Genomic DNA, 18,518 nt, shown 5'->3' with positions numbered 1-18,518 from the left:
CCCGTAACGGAAGGAATCGAGGTGCTGTCATGACCCGCCGTGCCGACCGCCTGTTCCAGATCGCCGAGCTGTTGCGCGGGCGTCGTCTCACGACCGCGCAACAGCTGGCCGACTGGCTGTCGGTGTCGCCGCGCACGGTCTATCGCGACGTGCGCGACCTGCAACTGTCAGGGGTGCCGATCGAAGGCGAAGCCGGTATCGGCTACCGGCTGAACCGCAACGCGAGCCTGCCGCCGCTTACGTTCACGGCCGAGGAGCTTGCCGCGCTCGCCACCGGCGCACGCATGCTGGAGACCTGGGGCGGCGCACGCTTCGCGAGCGGCGCGCGCTCGGCGCTCGCGAAGATCGCATCGGCGATGCCGGCCGACAAGCGCACGGCGCTCGATCGCCTGCCCGTGTTCGCGCCGTCGTTCCACATCGACGAGACGTTCTGCGCGAAGGTCGACGCGATCCACCAGGCGATCGACACGCGGCACATCGTCAGCTTCGACTATCGCGACCGGCTCGGCGCGCATTCGCAACGCCGCGTATGGCCGCTTGGGCTCGTCTATTGGGGCGGACGCTGGACGATCGGCGCGTGGTGCGAGCTGCGCGGCGATTTCCGCACGTTCGACATCGCGCGAATGGGCGACATCACCGTGCACGAGCAGTTTCCGGACATGGAAGGACGGCGGATCGCCGACTACATGCGGATCGCGGAAGCGCCGATGCGCTGACGCCGCGGGGCGGCGGACGCACGCCGCGCGAGGCTACGCACCGCCGCCCTTCGTTTCCGGGCGCCGTCCGGCGCCCGGCCCCGCTTTCGTTACCCGCCGAACACCACCGGCCGCTTCGGCCGCTCGTCGACGTGCAGCGAAAACACGTCCGCCCGCGCGTAGTGGCCGACGACGTCGAAGTCGTAGCGCGCACGCACCAGCTCGTCGGTATCGATGCGCGCGGTCACGAGCCCGGCCTCGCCGATCAGCGGCTCCGTCAGCAGGTCGCCGAGCGGCCCGACGATCACGCTGCCGCCGCGAATCAGCGGCCGCTCGGGATCCCAGCCCGGCACGTCGATGCCGAGCGCGCGCGGCGACGGCTGCACCTGGCACGCGCTCACGACGAAGCAGCGCCCCTCGTGCGCGATGTGCCGCATCGAGCTCTGCCACAGGTCGCGCTCGTCGACGGTCGGCGCGCACCAGATCTGCACGCCTTTCGCGTACATCGCGCAGCGCAGCAGCGGCATATGGTTTTCCCAGCAGATCGCCGCGCCCGCGCGGCCGGCGGCCGTGTCGACGACCGGCAGTGTCGAGCCGTCGCCCTGCCCCCAGATCAGCCGCTCGGTGCCGGTCGGCATCAGCTTGCGGTGCTTCGCGACGAACCCGTCGCGCGGATCGAAGAACAGCGCCGTGCAGTACAGCGTGCTGCCGCCGCGCTCGATCACGCCGACCACGAGGCTCGCGCCCGTGCGCTGCGACAGCGCGGCCAGCTCGTCGGTCTCGGGCCCCGGCACGTCGATCGCCTGTGCGGCGTAGCGCGCATACGCGTCGCGGCCTTCAGGCAGCCGGTAGCCGAGCCGCGTGCCGAAGATCTCGCCTTTCGGATAGCCGCCGAGCACGGCCTCGGGCAGCACGACGAGCGATGCACCGCTGTCGCGGATCGCGGTTTCGTAGCCGAGGATCGTGTCGAGCGTGGCGCGCGTGCCGGCGGGCGATGCGCCGATCTGCAGTGCGGCGATGACTGACGTGGACATGGTGGCGACTCCGGTGAATGGGATGCCGCCATCTTTATCGATAAGATGTCATCGATCAAATCGATAAAACGATAAGTGTCATGAATGCAGATGATATCGCCGGCCTCGACCTGAACCTGCTGAAGGTGTTCGAGGCACTGTACGAGGAAGGCGGCGCGAGCCGCGCGGCGCTGCGGCTCGGTCTCACGCAGTCGGCCGTCAGCGCGGCGCTTGGGCGGCTGCGCGTGATTTACGCGGATCCGCTGTTCGTGCGGACCGGCCGCGGGCTCGCGCCGACGCCGCGCGCGGACGAGCTGAAGCCGATCCTGTCCGACGCGCTCGACCGCTGCCGTGAAAGCCTCGCGATCGCGGCCGACAGCGGCGACCGTGTCGGCCGCACGATTTCCGTCGGGCTGTCCGACGATTTCGAGATCGCGCTCGGCCGCGTGCTGATCGACGCGGTCGCGCGCGAAGCCGCGGGCATCCGGCTGATCTTCCGGCAGACCCACAGCGGGATCGCCGGCGATGCGCTGCTGCGGCACGGCGTCGATCTCGCGATCGCGTCGGGCGGTTTCTCGGCGAACGGGCTCAGCCGGCGCGCGGTCGCGACGGGCGGCTATGCGTGCCTGATCGACCCGGCCGCCCGTGCGCGGCCGCCGCGCTCGCTGACGCTCGCCGATTTCCTGCAGCGCGACCACCTGCTCGTGTCGTCGGGCGGCGTGATCGGGATCATCGACGAGGCGCTGGCCGCGCTCGGCCACAAGCGGCGCGTCGCGGCGTCGACCACGCATTTCGCGGCGCTGCCGTACCTTCTCGCCGGCTCCGACGCGATTGCGACGATTCCCGCCCATGCGGCGCGCGCGATCGCACAGTCGACGCCGCTGCGTGCGCTCGCGTGCCCGGTCGACCTGCCGCGCTATCCGGTGGAAATCGGCTGGCGCACGAGCACGCAGCGCGACCCGGCGATCGTGCGGGTACGCGACGCGATCGCCGCATGCGTCGCGCAACGCATCGCGCCATGAACGAAGGCCCGGCCGGGTCGCCGGTCGCGCCGCCGGTCGCGCCGCCGGCGCGCGCTCACACGGAACGACGGCCACGCGGAGCCGTTCCGTACGACCGATCGTGCGCGAATGCAGGATGAGCCGGGCCCGCGCCGCCCCCTGTCGGCAGTACGCGCGATTACGGGGTCGGATTCATTCGGCCAGCCCCCCGGCAGCGTTCGGGCGCAACCGGTAAAATGCCGAACCATGAAACCCGAAATCTGGACCCCGCATGTGACGGTCGCCGCGCTCGTCGAGCACGCCGGCCGCTTTCTCGTGATCGAGGAAGAAACCTCGACGGGCCTGCGCATCAATCAGCCGGCCGGTCATCTCGAGGCCGGCGAATCGCTGGCCGACGCCGTGATCCGCGAAACGCTCGAGGAAACCGCGCACCCGTTCACGCCCGACGCACTCGTCGGCGTCTATCTCGCGCACTACGACCGCCCCGGCACCGCCGGCGCGACCTACCTGCGCTTCACGTTCTGCGGCACGGCCGGCGAGCCGATCGCAGGCCATGCGCTCGACGACGGCATCGTCCGCACGCTGTGGATGACGGCCGACGAACTGCGCGCCTGCGGCGAGCGCCATCGCTCGCCCGCGGTGATGCGCTGCGTCGACGACTATCTCGCCGGGCGGCGCATTCCGCTCGATTTCGTGCATACGCATTCGGTCGCACCGCGCCCCGAAGCATTCGAACGTCAGGCGGTCAACAAATGAGCAAGCGCCGGGTAGTGGTGGGCATGTCGGGCGGCGTCGATTCGTCGGTGACCGCGTGGCTGCTGAAGGAGCAAGGCTACGACGTCGTCGGCCTGTTCATGAAGAACTGGGAAGACGACGACGACGGCGAGTACTGCTCGACGCGCCAGGACTGGATCGACGTCGTGTCGGTGGCCGACCTGATCGGCATCGACGTGGAAGCCGTGAACTTCGCCGCGGAATACAAGGACCGCGTGTTCGCCGAGTTCCTGCGCGAATACTCGGCCGGCCGCACGCCGAACCCCGACGTGCTGTGCAACGCCGAGATCAAGTTCAAGGCGTTCCTCGACCACGCGATGTCGCTCGACGCGGAAATGATCGCGACCGGCCACTATGCGCGCGTGCGCGAACGCGACGGGCGTTTCGAACTGCTGAAGGCCTTCGATCATACGAAAGACCAGTCGTACTTCCTGCACCGGCTGAACCAGGCGCAACTGTCGAAGACGCTGTTCCCGCTCGGCGAGATGCCGAAGACGAAGGTGCGCGAGATCGCCGCGCAGATCGGGCTGCCGAACGCGAAAAAGAAGGATTCGACCGGTATCTGCTTCATCGGCGAGCGGCCGTTCCGCGATTTCCTGAACCGCTACCTGCCGACGAAACCCGGCCCGATGAAGACGCCCGACGGCAAGGTGGTCGGCGAGCACATCGGCCTCGCGTTCTACACGTTCGGCCAGCGCAAGGGCATCGGGCTCGGCGGCAGCAAGAGCGGCAGCGGCGAGCCGTGGTTCGTCGCCGCGAAGGACATCGCGTCGAACACGCTGTACGTCGTGCAGGGCCACGATCATCCGTGGCTGCTGTCGCACCAGCTCGTCGCCGGCAACGTGAGCTGGGTCGCCGGCGAGCCGCCGGCCGACGGCTTCGCGTGCGGCGCGAAAACGCGCTACCGGCAGGCCGATGCGGCATGCGCATTCGGCACCGCGGCACCCGGCCCGGCAGGCGAAGCCCGCTTCTCGCTCGCGTTCGACGACGCGCAGTGGGCCGTCACGCCCGGCCAGTCGGCCGTGCTGTACGACGGCGAGATCTGTCTCGGCGGCGGCATCATCGAGTCCGCGGCAACCGGCCAGCCCGGTCAGGCCGCGCTGGCGGAAGGCCGCGCGCCGGCGCTCGCCGACGCACGCTGACACATATTCGGTTTAGACTTGCGGCACGCCGCGCCCGGCGGAACACGATTCCGCTGCGGCCGGCGCGCCGCCGCGCAGCGTACGCATGGCGGCATTTCAAGATTCTTACGGAGTCCCCATGCTTTCACGACGCTACCTGGCGATGTGGTGTGCCGCCCTGCTGCTCGTCGCAGCGGCCGCGCTCGCGTCGGCCCACATGCTTTCCTGGCTGTGGATCATCATCCCCGTCGCCCTAGTCGCCCTCGGCGTGTACGACCTGAACCAGGATCGTCACGCGATCCTGCGCAATTACCCGCTCTGGGGCCACTTCCGTTTCCTGTTCGAATTCATCCGACCTGAAATCCGCCAGTACTTCGTCGAGGACGACACCGACGAGAAGCCGTTTTCGCGCGCCCAGCGCAGCCTCGTCTACCAGCGCGCGAAGAACGTCGCCGACAACCGACCGTACGGCACCGAGCTGAACGTGAAGGCCGTCGCGCACGAATGGATCAGCCACTCGCTCGCGCCGACGAAGCTGCCGAACCACGATTTCCGCATCCGCGTCGGTGCGAACCGCGCGCAGCCGTACGACATTTCGATCTTCAACATCTCGGCGATGAGCTTCGGCTCGCTGTCCGCGAACGCGATCCGCTCGCTGAACCTCGGCGCGAAGAAAGGCGGGTTCGCGCACGACACCGGCGAAGGCTCGCTGTCGAAGTACCACCGCGAGAACGGCGGCGACATCATCTGGGAGATCGCGTCCGGCTACTTCGGCTGCCGCAACGACGACGGCACGTTCAACCCCGACAAGTTCGCGAAGCAGGCCGCCGATCCGCAGGTCAAGATGATCGAGGTGAAGCTGTCGCAGGGCGCGAAGCCCGGCCACGGCGGCGTGCTGCCGGCCGCGAAGATCACGCCGGAAATCGCCGAGACGCGCGGCGTGCCGATGGGCAAGGACTGCATCTCGCCCGCGACGCACTCGGAATTCTCGACGCCGCGCGGGCTGCTCGAATTCGTCGACCGGCTGCGCACGCTGTCCGGCGGCAAGCCGACCGGCTTCAAGCTGTGCATCGGCCATCCGTGGGAATTCTTCGGCATTGCGAAGGCGATGCTCGAGACGGGCATCGTGCCCGACTTCATCGTCGTCGACGGCGCGGAAGGCGGCACGGGCGCGGCGCCGCTCGAATTCACCGACCACGTCGGCGTGCCGCTGCAGGAAGGGCTGCTGCTCGTGCACAACACGCTCGTCGGGATCGGCGTGCGCGATCGCGTGAAGCTCGGTGCGAGCGGCAAGATCATCACCGCGTTCGACATCGCCCGCACGCTCGCGATCGGCGCGGACTGGGTGAACTCGGCGCGCGGCTTCATGTTCGCGGTCGGCTGCATCCAGGCGCAGCACTGCCATACCGACCGCTGCCCGACCGGCGTCGCGACGCAGGATCCGGTGCGCCAGCGCGCACTCGTCGTCCCGGACAAGGCAGAGCGCGTGTACAACTTCCACCGCAATACGCTGCATGCGCTGCAGGAACTCGTGCAGGCCGCCGGCCTCGGGCACCCGTCCGAGCTGCGCGCGCATCACATCGTGCAGCGGGTCGCGCCGCACGAAGTGCGGCTGATGTCGCAGTTGCTGAAGTACCTGAAGCCCGGCGCGCTGCTCGACGGCCAGACCTGCGGCTTCTCGCTGTACGACAAGTGGTGGCCGATCGCACGCAGCGATTCGTTCACGCTCGGCGAAGCCGTGTACGCGTCGATGGAGTGACGCCCGCGGCCGCCCCGGCGGCGGCCTGCGCGGCAAAAAAAAGCGCCCCGCGGGGCGCTTTTCTTTCGTCTGCCGAATGCGTGAATGCGAACGCCGCGGCTCAGTTCTGCGGCAGCGTATCGGCGAACGATTGCCGCTGCAGCAGCTTCACGAAGTGCTTGTCGAGGTTCGGGTGGCGATCGCGCCAGTTGAGCTCGGGCATCCGGAAATCGAGATAGCCGAGTGCGCAGCCAAGGGCGATGTCGGCGAGCGTGTAATGATTACCGACGCACCACGTCTTGCCGCCAAGACCCTGCGACATCGCGACGAGGCCGTCGTCGATCTTGCGCTGCTGGCGAGCGATCCAGCTCGCGCTGCGCTGCGCCTCGTCGCGCATCGTGTGTTCGACGCGAATCGCGACCGCCGCGTCGAGCACGCCGTCGCCCAGCGCTTCCCAGCAACGCACTTCGACGCGCTCGCGGCCCGACGGCGGAATCAGCTTGCCGACCGGCGACAGCGTGTCGACGTATTCGCAGATCACGCGGGAATCGAACACCGCGGCACCATCTTCCATCACGAGGCACGGGACCTTGCCGAGCGGATTCGATGCATGAATATCCGTCTCCGGCGCCCACACGTTCTCGAGCTCCAGCTTGTAGTCGATCTTCTTTTCAGCAAGCACGATCCGCGCCTTGCGGACGTACGGGCTGCCGAGCGAACCGATTAATTTCATCATCTGCCTTTTTTGGGGAACCGCCGAGAGTATACGTTGTCGCCGATCATAACCGGCCAGCGTCGCGTGACAGAAAATCGCCCGTCCGGCCTGTGGATGGTTTGCAACAGCCGTCGCGCGGGCCTTCCGGCGCGGCTTCCGGCCCCACTCTCACGCACCGCGTCGCGCGGCGCTACAATCGCACGATGAATGCGCCCCTCGATACCGCCATCGCCGTCGACGTCTACCGCCAGCGCCGTGAACGCGTGCTTGCCGCACTGCGTGCCGCGGGCGGCGGCGTCGCCATCGTCCCCACCGCGCCGGAACTGCTGCGCAACCGCGATACGACCTATCCGTACCGGTTCGACAGCTACTTCCACTACCTGACGGGATTCACCGAGCCGGACGCCGTGCTCGTGCTGAACGCGGCCGCGCCGCACGGCGCACCGGAGTCGATCCTGTTCTGCCGTGCGAAGAATGTCGACCGCGAGATCTGGGAAGGCTTTCACTACGGGCCCGAGGCCGCATGCGACGCATTCGGCTTCGACGCGGCATTCGCGGTCGACGTGATCGACACCGAAATGCCGCGCCTGCTCGCCGACGCGGGCACCGTGCACTACCGGTTCGGCGCATCGGCCGATTTCGACCGCCAGCTCGCGGGCTGGATCGATGCGGTGCGCACGCAGGCACGCACGGGCGTCGCCGCGCCGGACGCGCTGCTCGATCTCACGCCGCTGCTCGACGACATGCGGCTCGTGAAGGACGAACACGAACTCGCGACCATGATGCGCGCCGCGCACATCTCCGCGCTCGCGCACCGTCGCGCGATGCAGGTGTGCCGCCCCGGCATCCGCGAATACGAACTCGAGGCCGAGCTGCTGTACCTGTTCCGCAAGCACGGCGCGCAATCGCCCGCGTACGGCTCGATCGTCGCGGCCGGCGCGAATGCGTGCGTGCTGCACTACCCGGCCGGCAACGCGGCCGCGCAGGACGGCGACCTGATCCTGATCGACGCCGCGTGCGAACTCGACGGCTACGCGTCGGACATCACGCGCACGTTCCCGGCCAACGGCCGCTTCTCGCCCGCGCAGCGCACGCTGTACGACATCGTGCTCGCCGCGCAACAAGCCGCGATCGATGCAACGCGCGCGGGCGTGCCGTTCGAGGCTCCGCACGATGCAGCCGTACGCGTGCTCGCACAGGGGCTGCTCGACACCGGCATCATCCCGAAAACGCGTTTCTCGAACGTCGACGACGTGATCGCGGAGCGTGCATACACGCGCTTCTACATGCATCGCACGGGCCACTGGATCGGGATGGACGTGCACGACTGCGGCGACTACCGCGAGCGGCTCGCCGCGCGCGACGGCAACGGCGCGCTGCCGTGGCGCACGCTGAAGCCCGGCATGACACTGACGGTCGAGCCCGGCCTCTACGTGCGCGCAGCCGACGACGTGCCGCCCGAATACTGGAACATCGGCATCCGCATCGAGGACGACGCGATCGTGCGCGAGCATGGCTGCGAACTGATCACGCGCGGCGTGCCCGTCGCGGCCGACGAGATTGAAGCGCTGATGCGCGCAGGCGCATGACCGGCCGCCGACCGTTACTTCCGTTTCACGAATCAAGATGACGACCGCTCCCTCCCCGGCCACGCCGGACTACGACCTCGCCATTGTCGGCGCGGGCCCCGTCGGGCTCGCGCTCGCCGGCTGGCTGGCACGCCGCAGCGCGACGCAGCACGCATCGATCGCGCTGATCGATGCGCGCGAACCGGCCGCGAGTGCGAACGACCCGCGCGCGATCGCCGTGTCGCACGGCAGCCGCGTGTTGCTCGATTCGCTCGCATGGCCCGCCGACGCGACGCCGATCGAGCATATCCACGTGTCGCAGCGCGGCCATTTCGGCCGCACGCTGATCGACCGCGACGAGCACGACCTCGCCGCGCTCGGCTATGTCGTGCGCTACGGTTCGATCGTGCAGGCACTCGCGAGCGCCGTGCGCGGCACGCACGTCGACTGGCTCACGTCGACCACCGCCCGCACGCCGCAGCAGGACGCCGACGGCGTCACGCTGACGCTCGACGGCCCGCAAGGCGAGCGCACGCTGCGCGCGCGCATCGTCATCAATGCCGAAGGCGGGTTGTTTCACGAACAGCAGGCCGACGCCGGCCAGCACCACCGCGACTACGGGCAAACCGCGCTCGTCGGTACGGTCACGGTCTCGGCGCCGCGCCCGAACGTCGCGTGGGAACGCTTCACGCACGAAGGCCCGCTCGCGCTGCTGCCGCTCGGCGGCCCGCGCCAGGCCGACTACTCGCTCGTCTGGTGCTGTACGCCCGACGAAGCGGCGCGGCGCACGGCACTCCCCGACGACGCGTTCCTGCGCGAGCTCGGCAGCGCGTTCGGCACACGCATGGGCGAGTTCGTCGCGATCGCCGGACGCGCATCGTTCCCGCTCGGGCTGAACGCCGCGCAGACGCTCGTCAGCGGCCGCGTCGCGATCGTCGGCAATGCCGCGCAAACCCTGCACCCCGTCGCGGGCCAGGGGCTCAACCTCGGGCTGCGCGATGCGCACACGCTCGTCGACACGCTGTCCGCGCAAGGCTTCGAAGCGACGGCGCTCGCGACCTTCAACGCGCGCCGCGCGCTCGACCGGCGCTTCACGATCGGTGCGACCGACACGCTGGCACGGCTGTTTACGATCGACTCGGGCCCGCTTCCGCTGCTGCGCGGCGCGGCCCTCACCGCGCTCGAATTCGTGCCGCCGCTCAAGAAGGCGATCGCGCGCCAGATGATGTTCGGCCAGCGCAACTGACACGCGGGCGCGCCGCACGGTGCGCGTGGTCACGCCCGGCAAAGCGGGTCAAATCGGCGGGGCATGGGAATACGGTAAAATGCTCGTTTTCCGCCTTCCCTTCCCCTGCCCGCGCCGGTCGCGGGCGGTGCCATTGCGATGCCCGTTATCGGCCCTCACGTATTGCGTAACAACCTGTTCGTCGCCCCGATGGCCGGCGTGACGGATCGTCCGTTCCGCCAGCTGTGCAAGCGGCTGGGGGCCGGGTACGCCGTGTCCGAGATGGTCGCGTCCAACGCGCAGCTGTGGAAAAGCGCGAAGACGATGCGGCGCGCGAACCACGAAGGCGAAGTCGAGCCGATCGCGGTACAGATCGCCGGCGCCGATCCGGCGATGATGGCCGAGGCGGCCCGCTACAACGTCGACAACGGCGCGCAGATCATCGACATCAACATGGGCTGTCCGGCGAAAAAGGTCTGCAACGTCGCCGCCGGCTCCGCGCTGCTGCAGAACGAGCCGCTCGTGCAGCGGATCGTCGAGGCCGTCGTCGCGGCGGTCGGCACGGGGCCCGATGCGGTGCCCGTCACGCTGAAGATCCGCACCGGCTGGGACCGCGAGCACAAGAACGCGATCACGGTCGCGCGCCTCGCCGAAGCCGCCGGCATCTCGATGCTCACCGTGCACGGCCGCACGCGCGCCGACCTGTACCGCGGCGACGCCGAGTACGACACCATCGCGGCCGTGAAGGCGGCCGTGCGGATTCCGGTCGTCGCGAACGGCGACATCACGTCGCCCGCGAAAGCGAAGGCCGTGCTCGATGCAACCGGCGCCGACGCGCTGATGATCGGTCGTGCCGCGCAAGGCCGGCCGTGGCTGTTCCGTGAAATCGATCATTTCCTGCAAACCGGCGAACTGCTGCCCCCGCCGCTGATCGACGAGATCCAGCACGTAATGAACGAACACCTGGAAGACCACTACGCTTTCTACGGTGAATTCACGGGAGTCCGTACTGCGCGCAAGCACATCGGCTGGTACACTCGCGGCCTTTCCGGTGCCAACGGGTTCCGGCACAGGATGAACACGCTCGATTCCTCCCGCGAGCAGCTCGCCGCCGTCAATGCATTCTTCGAGGCGCAAAAGGCGCTGTCGGACCACCTCGTCTACGTCGATGACGAAGAGGAAAACGGCCAGGGCGAGTCGGACGACCATAACCAGTTAGCAGCATGAGCAAGCACAACATCGAACAATGTGTCCGCGAGAGCCTGGACGTGTATTTCCGGGATCTAGACGGCTCCAATCCGCACGACGTCTATGAAATGGTGATGTCCTGCGTCGAAAAGCCGATGCTCGAGGTCGTGCTCGTACAGGCCGGCGGCAACCAGTCGCTCGCCGCGGAGTACCTCGGCATCAACCGCAATACGCTGCGCAAGAAGCTGCAGCAGCACGGCCTGCTGTAGTCGGCCGTCCCGTCCCCGTTTCCCTGGCTATTGGTGGTTCCATCATGATCAAGCAAGCGCTCATTTCCGTTTCCGACAAGACCGGCATCGTCGACTTCGCGAAGTCGCTGTCCGACCTCGGCGTCAAGCTGCTGTCGACGGGCGGCACCGCGAAACTCCTCGCCGACGCGGGCCTGCCCGTGACCGAAGTGGCCGACTACACGGGCTTCCCGGAAATGCTCGATGGGCGCGTGAAGACGCTCCACCCGAAGGTGCACGGCGGCATCCTCGCCCGCCGCGACCTGCCCGAGCACATGCAGGCGCTGGAACAGCACGGCATCCCGACGATCGACCTGCTCGTCGTGAACCTGTACCCGTTCGTCGCAACGATCGCGAAGGACGACTGCACGCTCGCCGACGCGATCGAGAACATCGACATCGGCGGCCCGACGATGCTGCGCTCCGCCGCGAAGAACCATCGCGACGTGACGGTCGTCGTCGATCCGGCCGACTACGCGGTCGTGCTCGATGAAATGAAGGCGAACGGCAATGCGATCGGCTACCCGACCAACTTCCGCCTCGCGACGAAGGTGTTCGCGCACACCGCGCAATACGACGGCGCGATCACGAACTACCTGACGAGCCTGACCGACGAGCTGAAGCACGCATCGCGCAGCGCGTACCCGGCGACGCTGAACCTGGCGTTCGACAAGGTGCAGGACCTGCGCTACGGCGAGAACCCGCACCAGAGCGCGGCGTTCTACCGCGATCTCGCGACGCCGGCCGGCGCGCTGGCGAACTATCGCCAGCTGCAGGGCAAGGAACTGTCGTACAACAACATCGCGGATTCGGATGCCGCGTGGGAATGCGTGAAGACGTTCGACGTGCCGGCCTGCGTGATCATCAAGCATGCGAACCCGTGCGGCGTCGCGGTCGGCAACGACTCGGCCGACGCGTACGCGAAGGCATTCCAGACCGACCCGACCTCCGCTTTCGGCGGCATCATCGCGTTCAACCGCGAAGTCGACGAAGCGGCTGCGCAGGCCGTCGCGAAGCAGTTCGTCGAAGTACTGATCGCCCCGTCGTTCTCCGATGCCGCGAAGCAGGTGTTCGCCGCGAAACAGAACGTGCGCCTGCTCGAAATCGCGCTCGGCGACGGCCACAACGCATTCGACCTGAAGCGCGTGGGCGGCGGCCTGCTCGTGCAGTCGCTCGACTCGCGGAACGTGCAGCCGAGCGAGCTGCGCGTCGTCACGAAGCGCCAGCCGACCGCGAAGGAAATGGACGACCTGCTGTTCGCATGGCGAGTCGCGAAGTACGTGAAGTCGAACGCGATCGTGTTCTGCGGCAACGGCATGACGCTCGGCGTCGGCGCCGGCCAGATGAGCCGCGTCGATTCCGCTCGCATCGCGAGCATCAAGGCGCAGAACGCGGGCCTGACGCTGGCCGGTTCGGCCGTCGCGTCGGATGCGTTCTTCCCGTTCCGCGACGGCCTCGACGTCGTCGTGGCGGCCGGTGCGACCTGCGTGATCCAGCCGGGCGGCTCGATGCGCGACGACGAAGTGATCGCGGCAGCCGACGAGCACGGCATCGCGATGGTCCTGACGGGCGTGCGTCACTTCCGCCACTGATCGCATGCGGCCCGCGCGGCCGAAACACGAAAGCCCGGCGGCGTTGCACCCGCCGGGTTTTTTATTGCGCGGCGCCGTCGCACGCAACCGTGCGGCCGGCTCGTCGCACCATTCGTTGTAGTATCGCTGCATCAGGCAATCCTCCTCACTCATGCGAATTCTCGGCATCGACCCCGGCCTGCGCGTCACCGGCTTTGGCGTCATCGACGTCAGCGGGCACCAGCTTGCATATGTCACGAGCGGCGTGATCCGCACGCCGACGGCCGACCTGGCCACCCGGCTCGGCACGATCTTCCAGGGCGTCTCGACGATCGTGCGCGAACATGCGCCCGACCAGGCCGCGATCGAAAAGGTGTTCGTCAACGTGAACCCGCAGTCGACGCTGCTGCTCGGCCAGGCGCGCGGCGCCGCGATCTGCGGCCTCGTCGCGGGCGGGTTGCCGGTCGCCGAATACACGGCGCTGCAGCTCAAGCAGGCGGTGGTCGGCTACGGCCGCGCGACCAAGACGCAGATGCAGGAAATGGTCACGCGCCTGCTCAACCTGTCCGGCCAGCCCGGTTCGGACGCGGCCGACGCACTCGGCATGGCGATCTGCCATGCGCACGGCGGCGACACGCTCAGCACGCTCGGCGGCCTTGCGCCGGCGCTCGCGAAGAAAGGGCTGCGCGTGCGGCGCGGGCGGCTGGTGGGCTGACGTACGCCCGCCCGGCGGTACACGGATCGCCCCTTTGGGCCGCGCGCGGCGCACCCGCGACACGCGCCGCCTCGGCCTGGCGGCCGAGCCCATCGGCATTGCGCCGCGCGTGCGCTACACTCGCGCTTTATCCCTCGCATCCCGCCCTCCATGATCGGTCGCATCGCCGGCATCCTGCTCGAAAAGAACCCGCCTCACCTGCTCGTCGACTGCAACGGCGTCGGCTACGAAATCGACGTGCCGATGAGCACCTTCTACAACCTGCCGCAGACGGGCGAGCGCGTCGTGCTGCTCACGCAGCAGATCGTCCGCGAGGACGCGCACCTGCTGTACGGCTTCCTGACGCCGCAGGAGCGCACGACCTTCCGCGAGCTGCTGAAGATCACCGGCATCGGCGCGCGCATGGCGCTCGCCGTGCTGTCCGGGATGAGCGTGCAGGAGCTCGCGCAGGCCGTGACGATGCAGGACGCCGCGCGCCTCACGCGCCTGCCCGGCATCGGCAAGAAGACGGCCGAACGCCTGCTGCTCGAGCTGAAGGGCAAGCTCGGCGCCGATCTCGGTGCGCTCGCCGGCGCCGCATCGCCGTCCGACCACGCGACCGACATCCTCAACGCGCTGCTCGCACTCGGCTACTCCGAGAAGGAAGGCCTGGCCGCAATCAAGAACGTGCCGGCCGGCACCGGCGTGTCCGAAGGCATCAAGCTCGCGCTGAAGGCACTGTCGAAGGTGTAACGCGCGGCCCGCCCGGCCGTTGAAACCAGTGTCGCGCGACGGCACGCCGCCCGCCAGTCGGCCGTTCGGCCAGGTGGGCCGGAGGTCGGCGCGCGGTACAATGGCCGCATGATTGAAACCGACAAACTCGCCACCGAGCAGCGGATCATCGCCGCCACGCCCACCTCGTCGCACGAGGAGGTGTTCGAACGCGCGCTGCGGCCGCGCCAGCTCGACGACTATGTCGGCCAGGAAAAGGTGCGCGGCCAGCTCGAGATCTTCATCGAAGCCGCGAAGCGCCGCGCCGAGCCGCTCGACCACGTGCTGCTGTTCGGGCCGCCGGGTCTCGGCAAGACGACGCTCGCGCACATCATCGCGCGCGAGATGGGCGTGAACCTGCGCCAGACGTCGGGCCCCGTGCTCGAGCGCGCGGGCGATCTCGCCGCACTGCTGACGAACCTCGAAGCCAACGACGTGCTGTTCATCGACGAGATCCACCGGCTGTCGCCGGTCGTCGAGGAAATCCTGTATCCCGCACTCGAGGATTACCAGATCGACATCATGATCGGCGAAGGCCCGGCCGCGCGCAGCGTGAAGCTCGACCTGCAGCCGTTCACGCTGGTCGGTGCGACCACCCGCGCGGGGATGCTCACCAACCCGCTGCGCGACCGTTTCGGGATCGTCGCGCGCCTCGAGTTCTACGACGCCGAACAACTGTCGCGCATCGTGCGGCGCTCGGCGTCGCTGCTGAACGCGCAGATCGATCCGAACGGCGCGCTGGAAATCGCGAAGCGCGCGCGCGGCACGCCGCGGATTGCGAACCGGCTGCTGCGCCGCGTGCGCGACTTCGCGGAAGTAAAGGCCGACGGCCAGATCACCGCGGCCGTGGCCGATGCCGCGCTCGCGATGCTCGATGTCGATCCGGTCGGCTTCGACCTGATGGACCGCAAGCTGCTCGAAGCGATCCTGTACAAGTTCGACGGCGGCCCGGTCGGCATCGACAACCTCGCGGCGGCAATTGGCGAGGAACGCGACACGATCGAGGACGTGCTCGAACCGTACCTGATCCAGCAGGGCTTCCTGCAACGCACGCCGCGCGGGCGCGTCGCGACGCTGCTCACGTATCGCCACTTCGGGCTCTCCGTGCCCGACGCACGCCGCACCGAACGCGACGAGTGGGATACCCCCGACGGGAAATAACCCGCCGCCCGAGCCGCACCCGCCATGACAACGCCACCTGCCCGCCACCCCGCCGCACCCGCACCGGGCCCGCGCTGGGCCGAGCCGATCCGCAAACGGCTCGTGGCGGGCATCACGCACCTGACGGTGGGCGGCGGTGGCCCGTCGATCGACCTCTCGTCACCGCCCGGCGACCCGGGGCTGTTCGGCCCCGACGCCGTCTGCTGGCGCGTCCATGCCGACTTCACGTCGATGATGACGGGCGGCATCGCCGCGCTGCTGCTGCAGGCGCTCCATCCGCTCGCGCTCGCGGGTGTCTGGGATCATTCGTCGTTTCGCACCGACATCTTCGGCCGCTTGCGGCGCACCGCCACGTTCATCACGGGGACGACATTCGGCAGCCGCGCCGATGCCCTCGCACTGATCGAGCGCGTGAAGACGATCCACGCGCGCATCTCGGGCGCCGCGCCCGACGGCCGGCCATACCGCGCCGACGATCCGGCGTTGCTCACCTGGGTGCATGTCGCGGAAGTGTCGAGCTTCCTCGCCGCCTATCTGCGTTACGTGAACCCGGCGCTGCCCGCCGACCAGCAAGACCGCTATTACGCCGAAACGGCCTTGATCGCCGAACTGCTCGGCGCACATGAGGTCCCCCGTTCGCGCGCCGAGGTGGCCGCCTATCTCGCGCGCATGCAGCCCGAACTCGAAGCGGGGTCGCGTACGTTCGACGTGATGTCCATCCTGCTGAATGTCCCGGTCGCGAAGCCCGTGCTGCGGCCGGCCGCATCGCTGGTCATGCACGCGGGGATCGACCTGCTGCCGCCGTGGGCGCAACGGATGCTCGGCGTGTCGACGTTCGCGCCGTTGCGACGCGCGGTGGTCCGGCCCGGCGTGCGGGCCATCGCGCCCGTGTTGCGCTGGGCGCTCGTCAACGGCGCGTCGAAACGTGCGCGCCGCCGTGCGACCGCCCCCTCTCCCGACGGCACACCACCGGCCTGACGATCGGCTTCCTCCGATCATTTCAATTTACTGTCAAATACCTGTGACAAGCTGACGGGCTTGCACCCGCGCGCGGCCGCACGTGCTGCACGTCTCGTGCATCCCGTCCTGTTCCCGCGCGGCGTCCCGCCCACCCGACCGACACCCGATGCCCGCGATGCCACGCCTGCCGATCCGTTTCGCCCTTGCCGCCAGCCTGTCCACCGTCCTCGCCCTCTCGGCCTGCGGAGGCGACGATGTCGCCGCCGTCGCGCGCACGGACGCGCAAACGCCGTCCGGCGGCACCACGACCCCGCCGGCCACCACGCCGCCCGCCACGACCACGCCGCAAGCTGGCAAGTGGAAAGCCGCCCGCGCGGGCGACCTGATCGACGTGACACTCGGCGATCTCCATCCGACGCAGGGTGCGATCGGCTACGACCAGATCTATTACAAGCTCGGCCGCTACGAACTGCAGCCGGACAAGAAATTCGACGACTTCTGCGCGGACGAAGGCCTTGGCGGCGTCGCGTCGAGCGGCTACACGGCCAAGTCGTCGCTGCGCGAGCCCGCGAGCTACACGTGCGCGACCACCGACGCGAACGCCCGCGACCGCTCGGTGCTGAACCCCGTCGTGATCGGCCCGAATGGCGATGCGCTGTACCTGACCGACGGCCACCACGGCCTGTCGACCTACTACGAGACGCCCGACGGCGGCCCGGCGCTGCACGTGCACGTCGTCGTCAAGGACAACCTCAGCGACTACTCGGGCGACGCGTTCTGGCAGCAGATGCAGAGCCGCGGCTATCTGCGCCTGAAGAACGGAGAAGGCAAGCCGATCACGACCGCGCAACTGCCGACCGGGCTCGGCCTGAAACTCGGGATGACGAACGACCGCTACCGGTCGCTCGTCTATTTCACGCGCGACATCGGCTACAGCAAGCCCGCGCAGGCAACCGACTATCTCGAGTTCTACTGGGCCGACTGGCTGCGCGCGCAACCCGGCACGTTCGCGCTGACGAGCTACGACCTGACACGGGCCGGCACGACCGATCCCGATCCGGCCAAGGCCGACACGGGTTATCTGAATGCCGTGTGGAATGCGTCGACGCGCATGGTCGCGGCCACGGACCCCGTGATCGACGGCAAGACGGGCGCCGATCTCGGGCGCGCCGATGCGATCAACGGCGGGAAGAAATACAACAAGGGGGAATTCGACAAGCTGCGCCAGCCGGTCACGGCCGACAAGCCCGGCAAGATCGCGTACGCGCTCGACTACAAGACGCGCCACGGACTGCCGCAATAACGCTCGCGCAGTGACGGAAGCCCCGGCCGGCCATGCCGGACGGTCGGGGCACAGGGATCAGAGTACCTTGCGGTATCCGTCGTCGTCGCTCGCGGCTTCCAGGTGCGCCACGTCGGCCCACTGCACGACCTGCGCGCGGCCATCCACGTAATCGACAACGTTGATGCTGGTGTTGAGCAACTGATAGTTGCGCGGCGCCGACAGCTCGATCCCGTTCGCGAAGCGATACACGCAGTCGAGCACGCCGCCGTGCGCGACGCAGGCGATCCGGCCGCCGGGATGGGCCGCCACGATCGGCTCGAGCGCATGCAGCACACGGTGATAGAGCGCACGCTGCGACTCGCCGCCTTCCGGCGCGAAACCCGGATCGCGCGTTTGCCAGGCCGCGTACGCGTCCGGAAACAGCGCCTCGATCTCGGTGCTGTCGTGTCCCTGGAATGCGCCATACGAGCGCTCGCGCAACCCTTCGCGCAACTGCAACGGCAGGCCGAGCGCATCGGCAAAGGGCTGCGCGGTCTGCTGCGCGCGCATCAGGTCGCTCGAATAGACCGCGTCGAGCCGCGCGCCTTCGCGCGCCTCTCGCTCGAGCCGTGCAGCCAGCCGCTTCGCCTGCGCGAGCCCGGTTTCAGCCAGCGGAATGTCGATATGCCCCTGGATGCGCTTGATGCGGTTCCAGGCCGTTTCGCCATGGCGGATGAAGAGAATCTGCGTGGTGGCCATCGCGGCACGTCTC

General features: G+C 68.5%; 18 protein-coding genes. 15 read left to right on the top strand and 3 right to left on the bottom strand.

Going from position 1 to position 18,518, the window contains the following annotated elements; all coding sequences use genetic code 11:
- Positions 1-29 precede the first annotated feature (29 nt).
- Positions 30-716 (top strand): helix-turn-helix transcriptional regulator, encoded by a 687-nt coding sequence (locus AC5LXK_RS03250; protein ID WP_011544611.1) that lies wholly within the window; start codon positions 30-32, stop codon positions 714-716.
- Positions 717-805: 89 nt separating this feature from the next.
- Here AC5LXK_RS03250 and AC5LXK_RS03245 read toward each other — a convergent pair whose 3' ends face one another.
- Positions 806-1,729 (bottom strand): carbon-nitrogen hydrolase family protein, encoded by a 924-nt coding sequence (locus AC5LXK_RS03245; RefSeq protein ID WP_493390285.1) that lies wholly within the window; start codon positions 1,727-1,729, stop codon positions 806-808.
- An 80-nt stretch (positions 1,730-1,809) separates the two neighbouring features.
- Here AC5LXK_RS03245 and AC5LXK_RS03240 point away from each other — a divergent pair, with 80 nt between their 5' ends.
- From AC5LXK_RS03240 to AC5LXK_RS03225, 4 genes are all read left to right on the top strand, one after another.
- A complete protein-coding gene (locus tag AC5LXK_RS03240; RefSeq protein WP_493390284.1) occupies positions 1,810-2,730 on the top strand; it encodes a LysR family transcriptional regulator in 921 nt (306 codons plus the stop codon).
- 225 nt (positions 2,731-2,955) lie between these two features.
- On the top strand, positions 2,956-3,465 hold the full coding sequence (locus AC5LXK_RS03235; RefSeq protein ID WP_493390283.1) for an NUDIX hydrolase: 510 nt from the start codon (positions 2,956-2,958) through the stop codon (positions 3,463-3,465).
- Positions 3,462-4,625, top strand: coding sequence for a tRNA 2-thiouridine(34) synthase MnmA (gene mnmA / locus AC5LXK_RS03230; RefSeq protein ID WP_493390282.1), 1,164 nt, complete (start codon positions 3,462-3,464; stop codon positions 4,623-4,625). Before AC5LXK_RS03235 ends, mnmA begins: the two co-directional genes overlap by 4 nt.
- Positions 4,626-4,743: 118 nt before the next feature.
- Positions 4,744-6,363, top strand: coding sequence for an FMN-binding glutamate synthase family protein (locus AC5LXK_RS03225; protein ID WP_493390281.1), 1,620 nt, complete (start codon positions 4,744-4,746; stop codon positions 6,361-6,363).
- A 100-nt stretch (positions 6,364-6,463) separates the two neighbouring features.
- On the opposite strand, the gene AC5LXK_RS03220 is transcribed toward AC5LXK_RS03225, so the two are convergent.
- On the bottom strand, positions 6,464-7,078 hold the full coding sequence (locus AC5LXK_RS03220; RefSeq protein ID WP_493390280.1) for a glutathione S-transferase family protein: 615 nt from the start codon (positions 7,076-7,078) through the stop codon (positions 6,464-6,466).
- A 182-nt stretch (positions 7,079-7,260) separates the two neighbouring features.
- Between AC5LXK_RS03220 and AC5LXK_RS03215 the strand changes: the two genes are divergently transcribed.
- The 10 genes from AC5LXK_RS03215 (at position 7,261) to AC5LXK_RS03170 (ending at position 17,785) form a co-directional block, all read left to right on the top strand.
- Positions 7,261-8,646: an aminopeptidase P N-terminal domain-containing protein gene (locus tag AC5LXK_RS03215; RefSeq protein WP_493390279.1), complete on the top strand. Its 1,386-nt coding sequence runs from the start codon at positions 7,261-7,263 to the stop codon at positions 8,644-8,646.
- A 37-nt stretch (positions 8,647-8,683) separates the two neighbouring features.
- Positions 8,684-9,871 (top strand): UbiH/UbiF/VisC/COQ6 family ubiquinone biosynthesis hydroxylase, encoded by a 1,188-nt coding sequence (locus AC5LXK_RS03210; protein WP_493390278.1) that lies wholly within the window; start codon positions 8,684-8,686, stop codon positions 9,869-9,871.
- A gap of 138 nt (positions 9,872-10,009) precedes the next feature.
- Positions 10,010-11,077: a tRNA dihydrouridine synthase DusB gene (dusB, locus tag AC5LXK_RS03205; RefSeq protein WP_011350967.1), complete on the top strand. Its 1,068-nt coding sequence runs from the start codon at positions 10,010-10,012 to the stop codon at positions 11,075-11,077.
- Positions 11,074-11,307 carry a Fis family transcriptional regulator gene (locus tag AC5LXK_RS03200; protein WP_006476892.1) on the top strand — a complete coding sequence of 78 codons (234 nt, stop codon included), beginning with the start codon at positions 11,074-11,076 and terminating at the stop codon, positions 11,305-11,307. Before dusB ends, AC5LXK_RS03200 begins: the two co-directional genes overlap by 4 nt.
- Positions 11,308-11,351: 44 nt before the next feature.
- On the top strand, positions 11,352-12,917 hold the full coding sequence (purH, locus tag AC5LXK_RS03195) for a bifunctional phosphoribosylaminoimidazolecarboxamide formyltransferase/IMP cyclohydrolase (RefSeq protein ID WP_493390277.1): 1,566 nt from the start codon (positions 11,352-11,354) through the stop codon (positions 12,915-12,917).
- 151 nt (positions 12,918-13,068) lie between these two features.
- Complete coding sequence (gene ruvC, locus AC5LXK_RS03190) at positions 13,069-13,611, top strand: crossover junction endodeoxyribonuclease RuvC (RefSeq protein WP_493390276.1); 543 nt, start codon at positions 13,069-13,071, stop codon at positions 13,609-13,611.
- A 150-nt stretch (positions 13,612-13,761) separates the two neighbouring features.
- Positions 13,762-14,343 carry a Holliday junction branch migration protein RuvA gene (gene ruvA / locus AC5LXK_RS03185; RefSeq protein WP_014898064.1) on the top strand — a complete coding sequence of 194 codons (582 nt, stop codon included), beginning with the start codon at positions 13,762-13,764 and terminating at the stop codon, positions 14,341-14,343.
- A gap of 108 nt (positions 14,344-14,451) precedes the next feature.
- Positions 14,452-15,522, top strand: coding sequence for a Holliday junction branch migration DNA helicase RuvB (ruvB, locus tag AC5LXK_RS03180; protein ID WP_493390275.1), 1,071 nt, complete (start codon positions 14,452-14,454; stop codon positions 15,520-15,522).
- Between the two features lie 24 nt (positions 15,523-15,546).
- The gene (locus tag AC5LXK_RS03175; RefSeq protein ID WP_493390274.1) at positions 15,547-16,500 is read left to right on the top strand and encodes an oxygenase MpaB family protein; all 954 of its coding nucleotides are present in this window, start codon (positions 15,547-15,549) and stop codon (positions 16,498-16,500) included.
- A 148-nt stretch (positions 16,501-16,648) separates the two neighbouring features.
- Complete coding sequence (locus AC5LXK_RS03170; RefSeq protein WP_493390273.1) at positions 16,649-17,785, top strand: ParB/Srx family N-terminal domain-containing protein; 1,137 nt, start codon at positions 16,649-16,651, stop codon at positions 17,783-17,785.
- A gap of 57 nt (positions 17,786-17,842) precedes the next feature.
- On the opposite strand, the gene AC5LXK_RS03165 is transcribed toward AC5LXK_RS03170, so the two are convergent.
- The gene (locus tag AC5LXK_RS03165; RefSeq protein ID WP_493390272.1) at positions 17,843-18,505 is read right to left on the bottom strand and encodes a histidine phosphatase family protein; all 663 of its coding nucleotides are present in this window, start codon (positions 18,503-18,505) and stop codon (positions 17,843-17,845) included.
- Positions 18,506-18,518: the final 13 nt, after the last annotated feature.

It is taken from the genome of Burkholderia pulmonis (assembly GCF_984667975.1).
The sequence above is the reverse complement of the archived record's forward strand: the minus strand, read 5'-3'. Positions and strand labels throughout refer to the sequence as shown.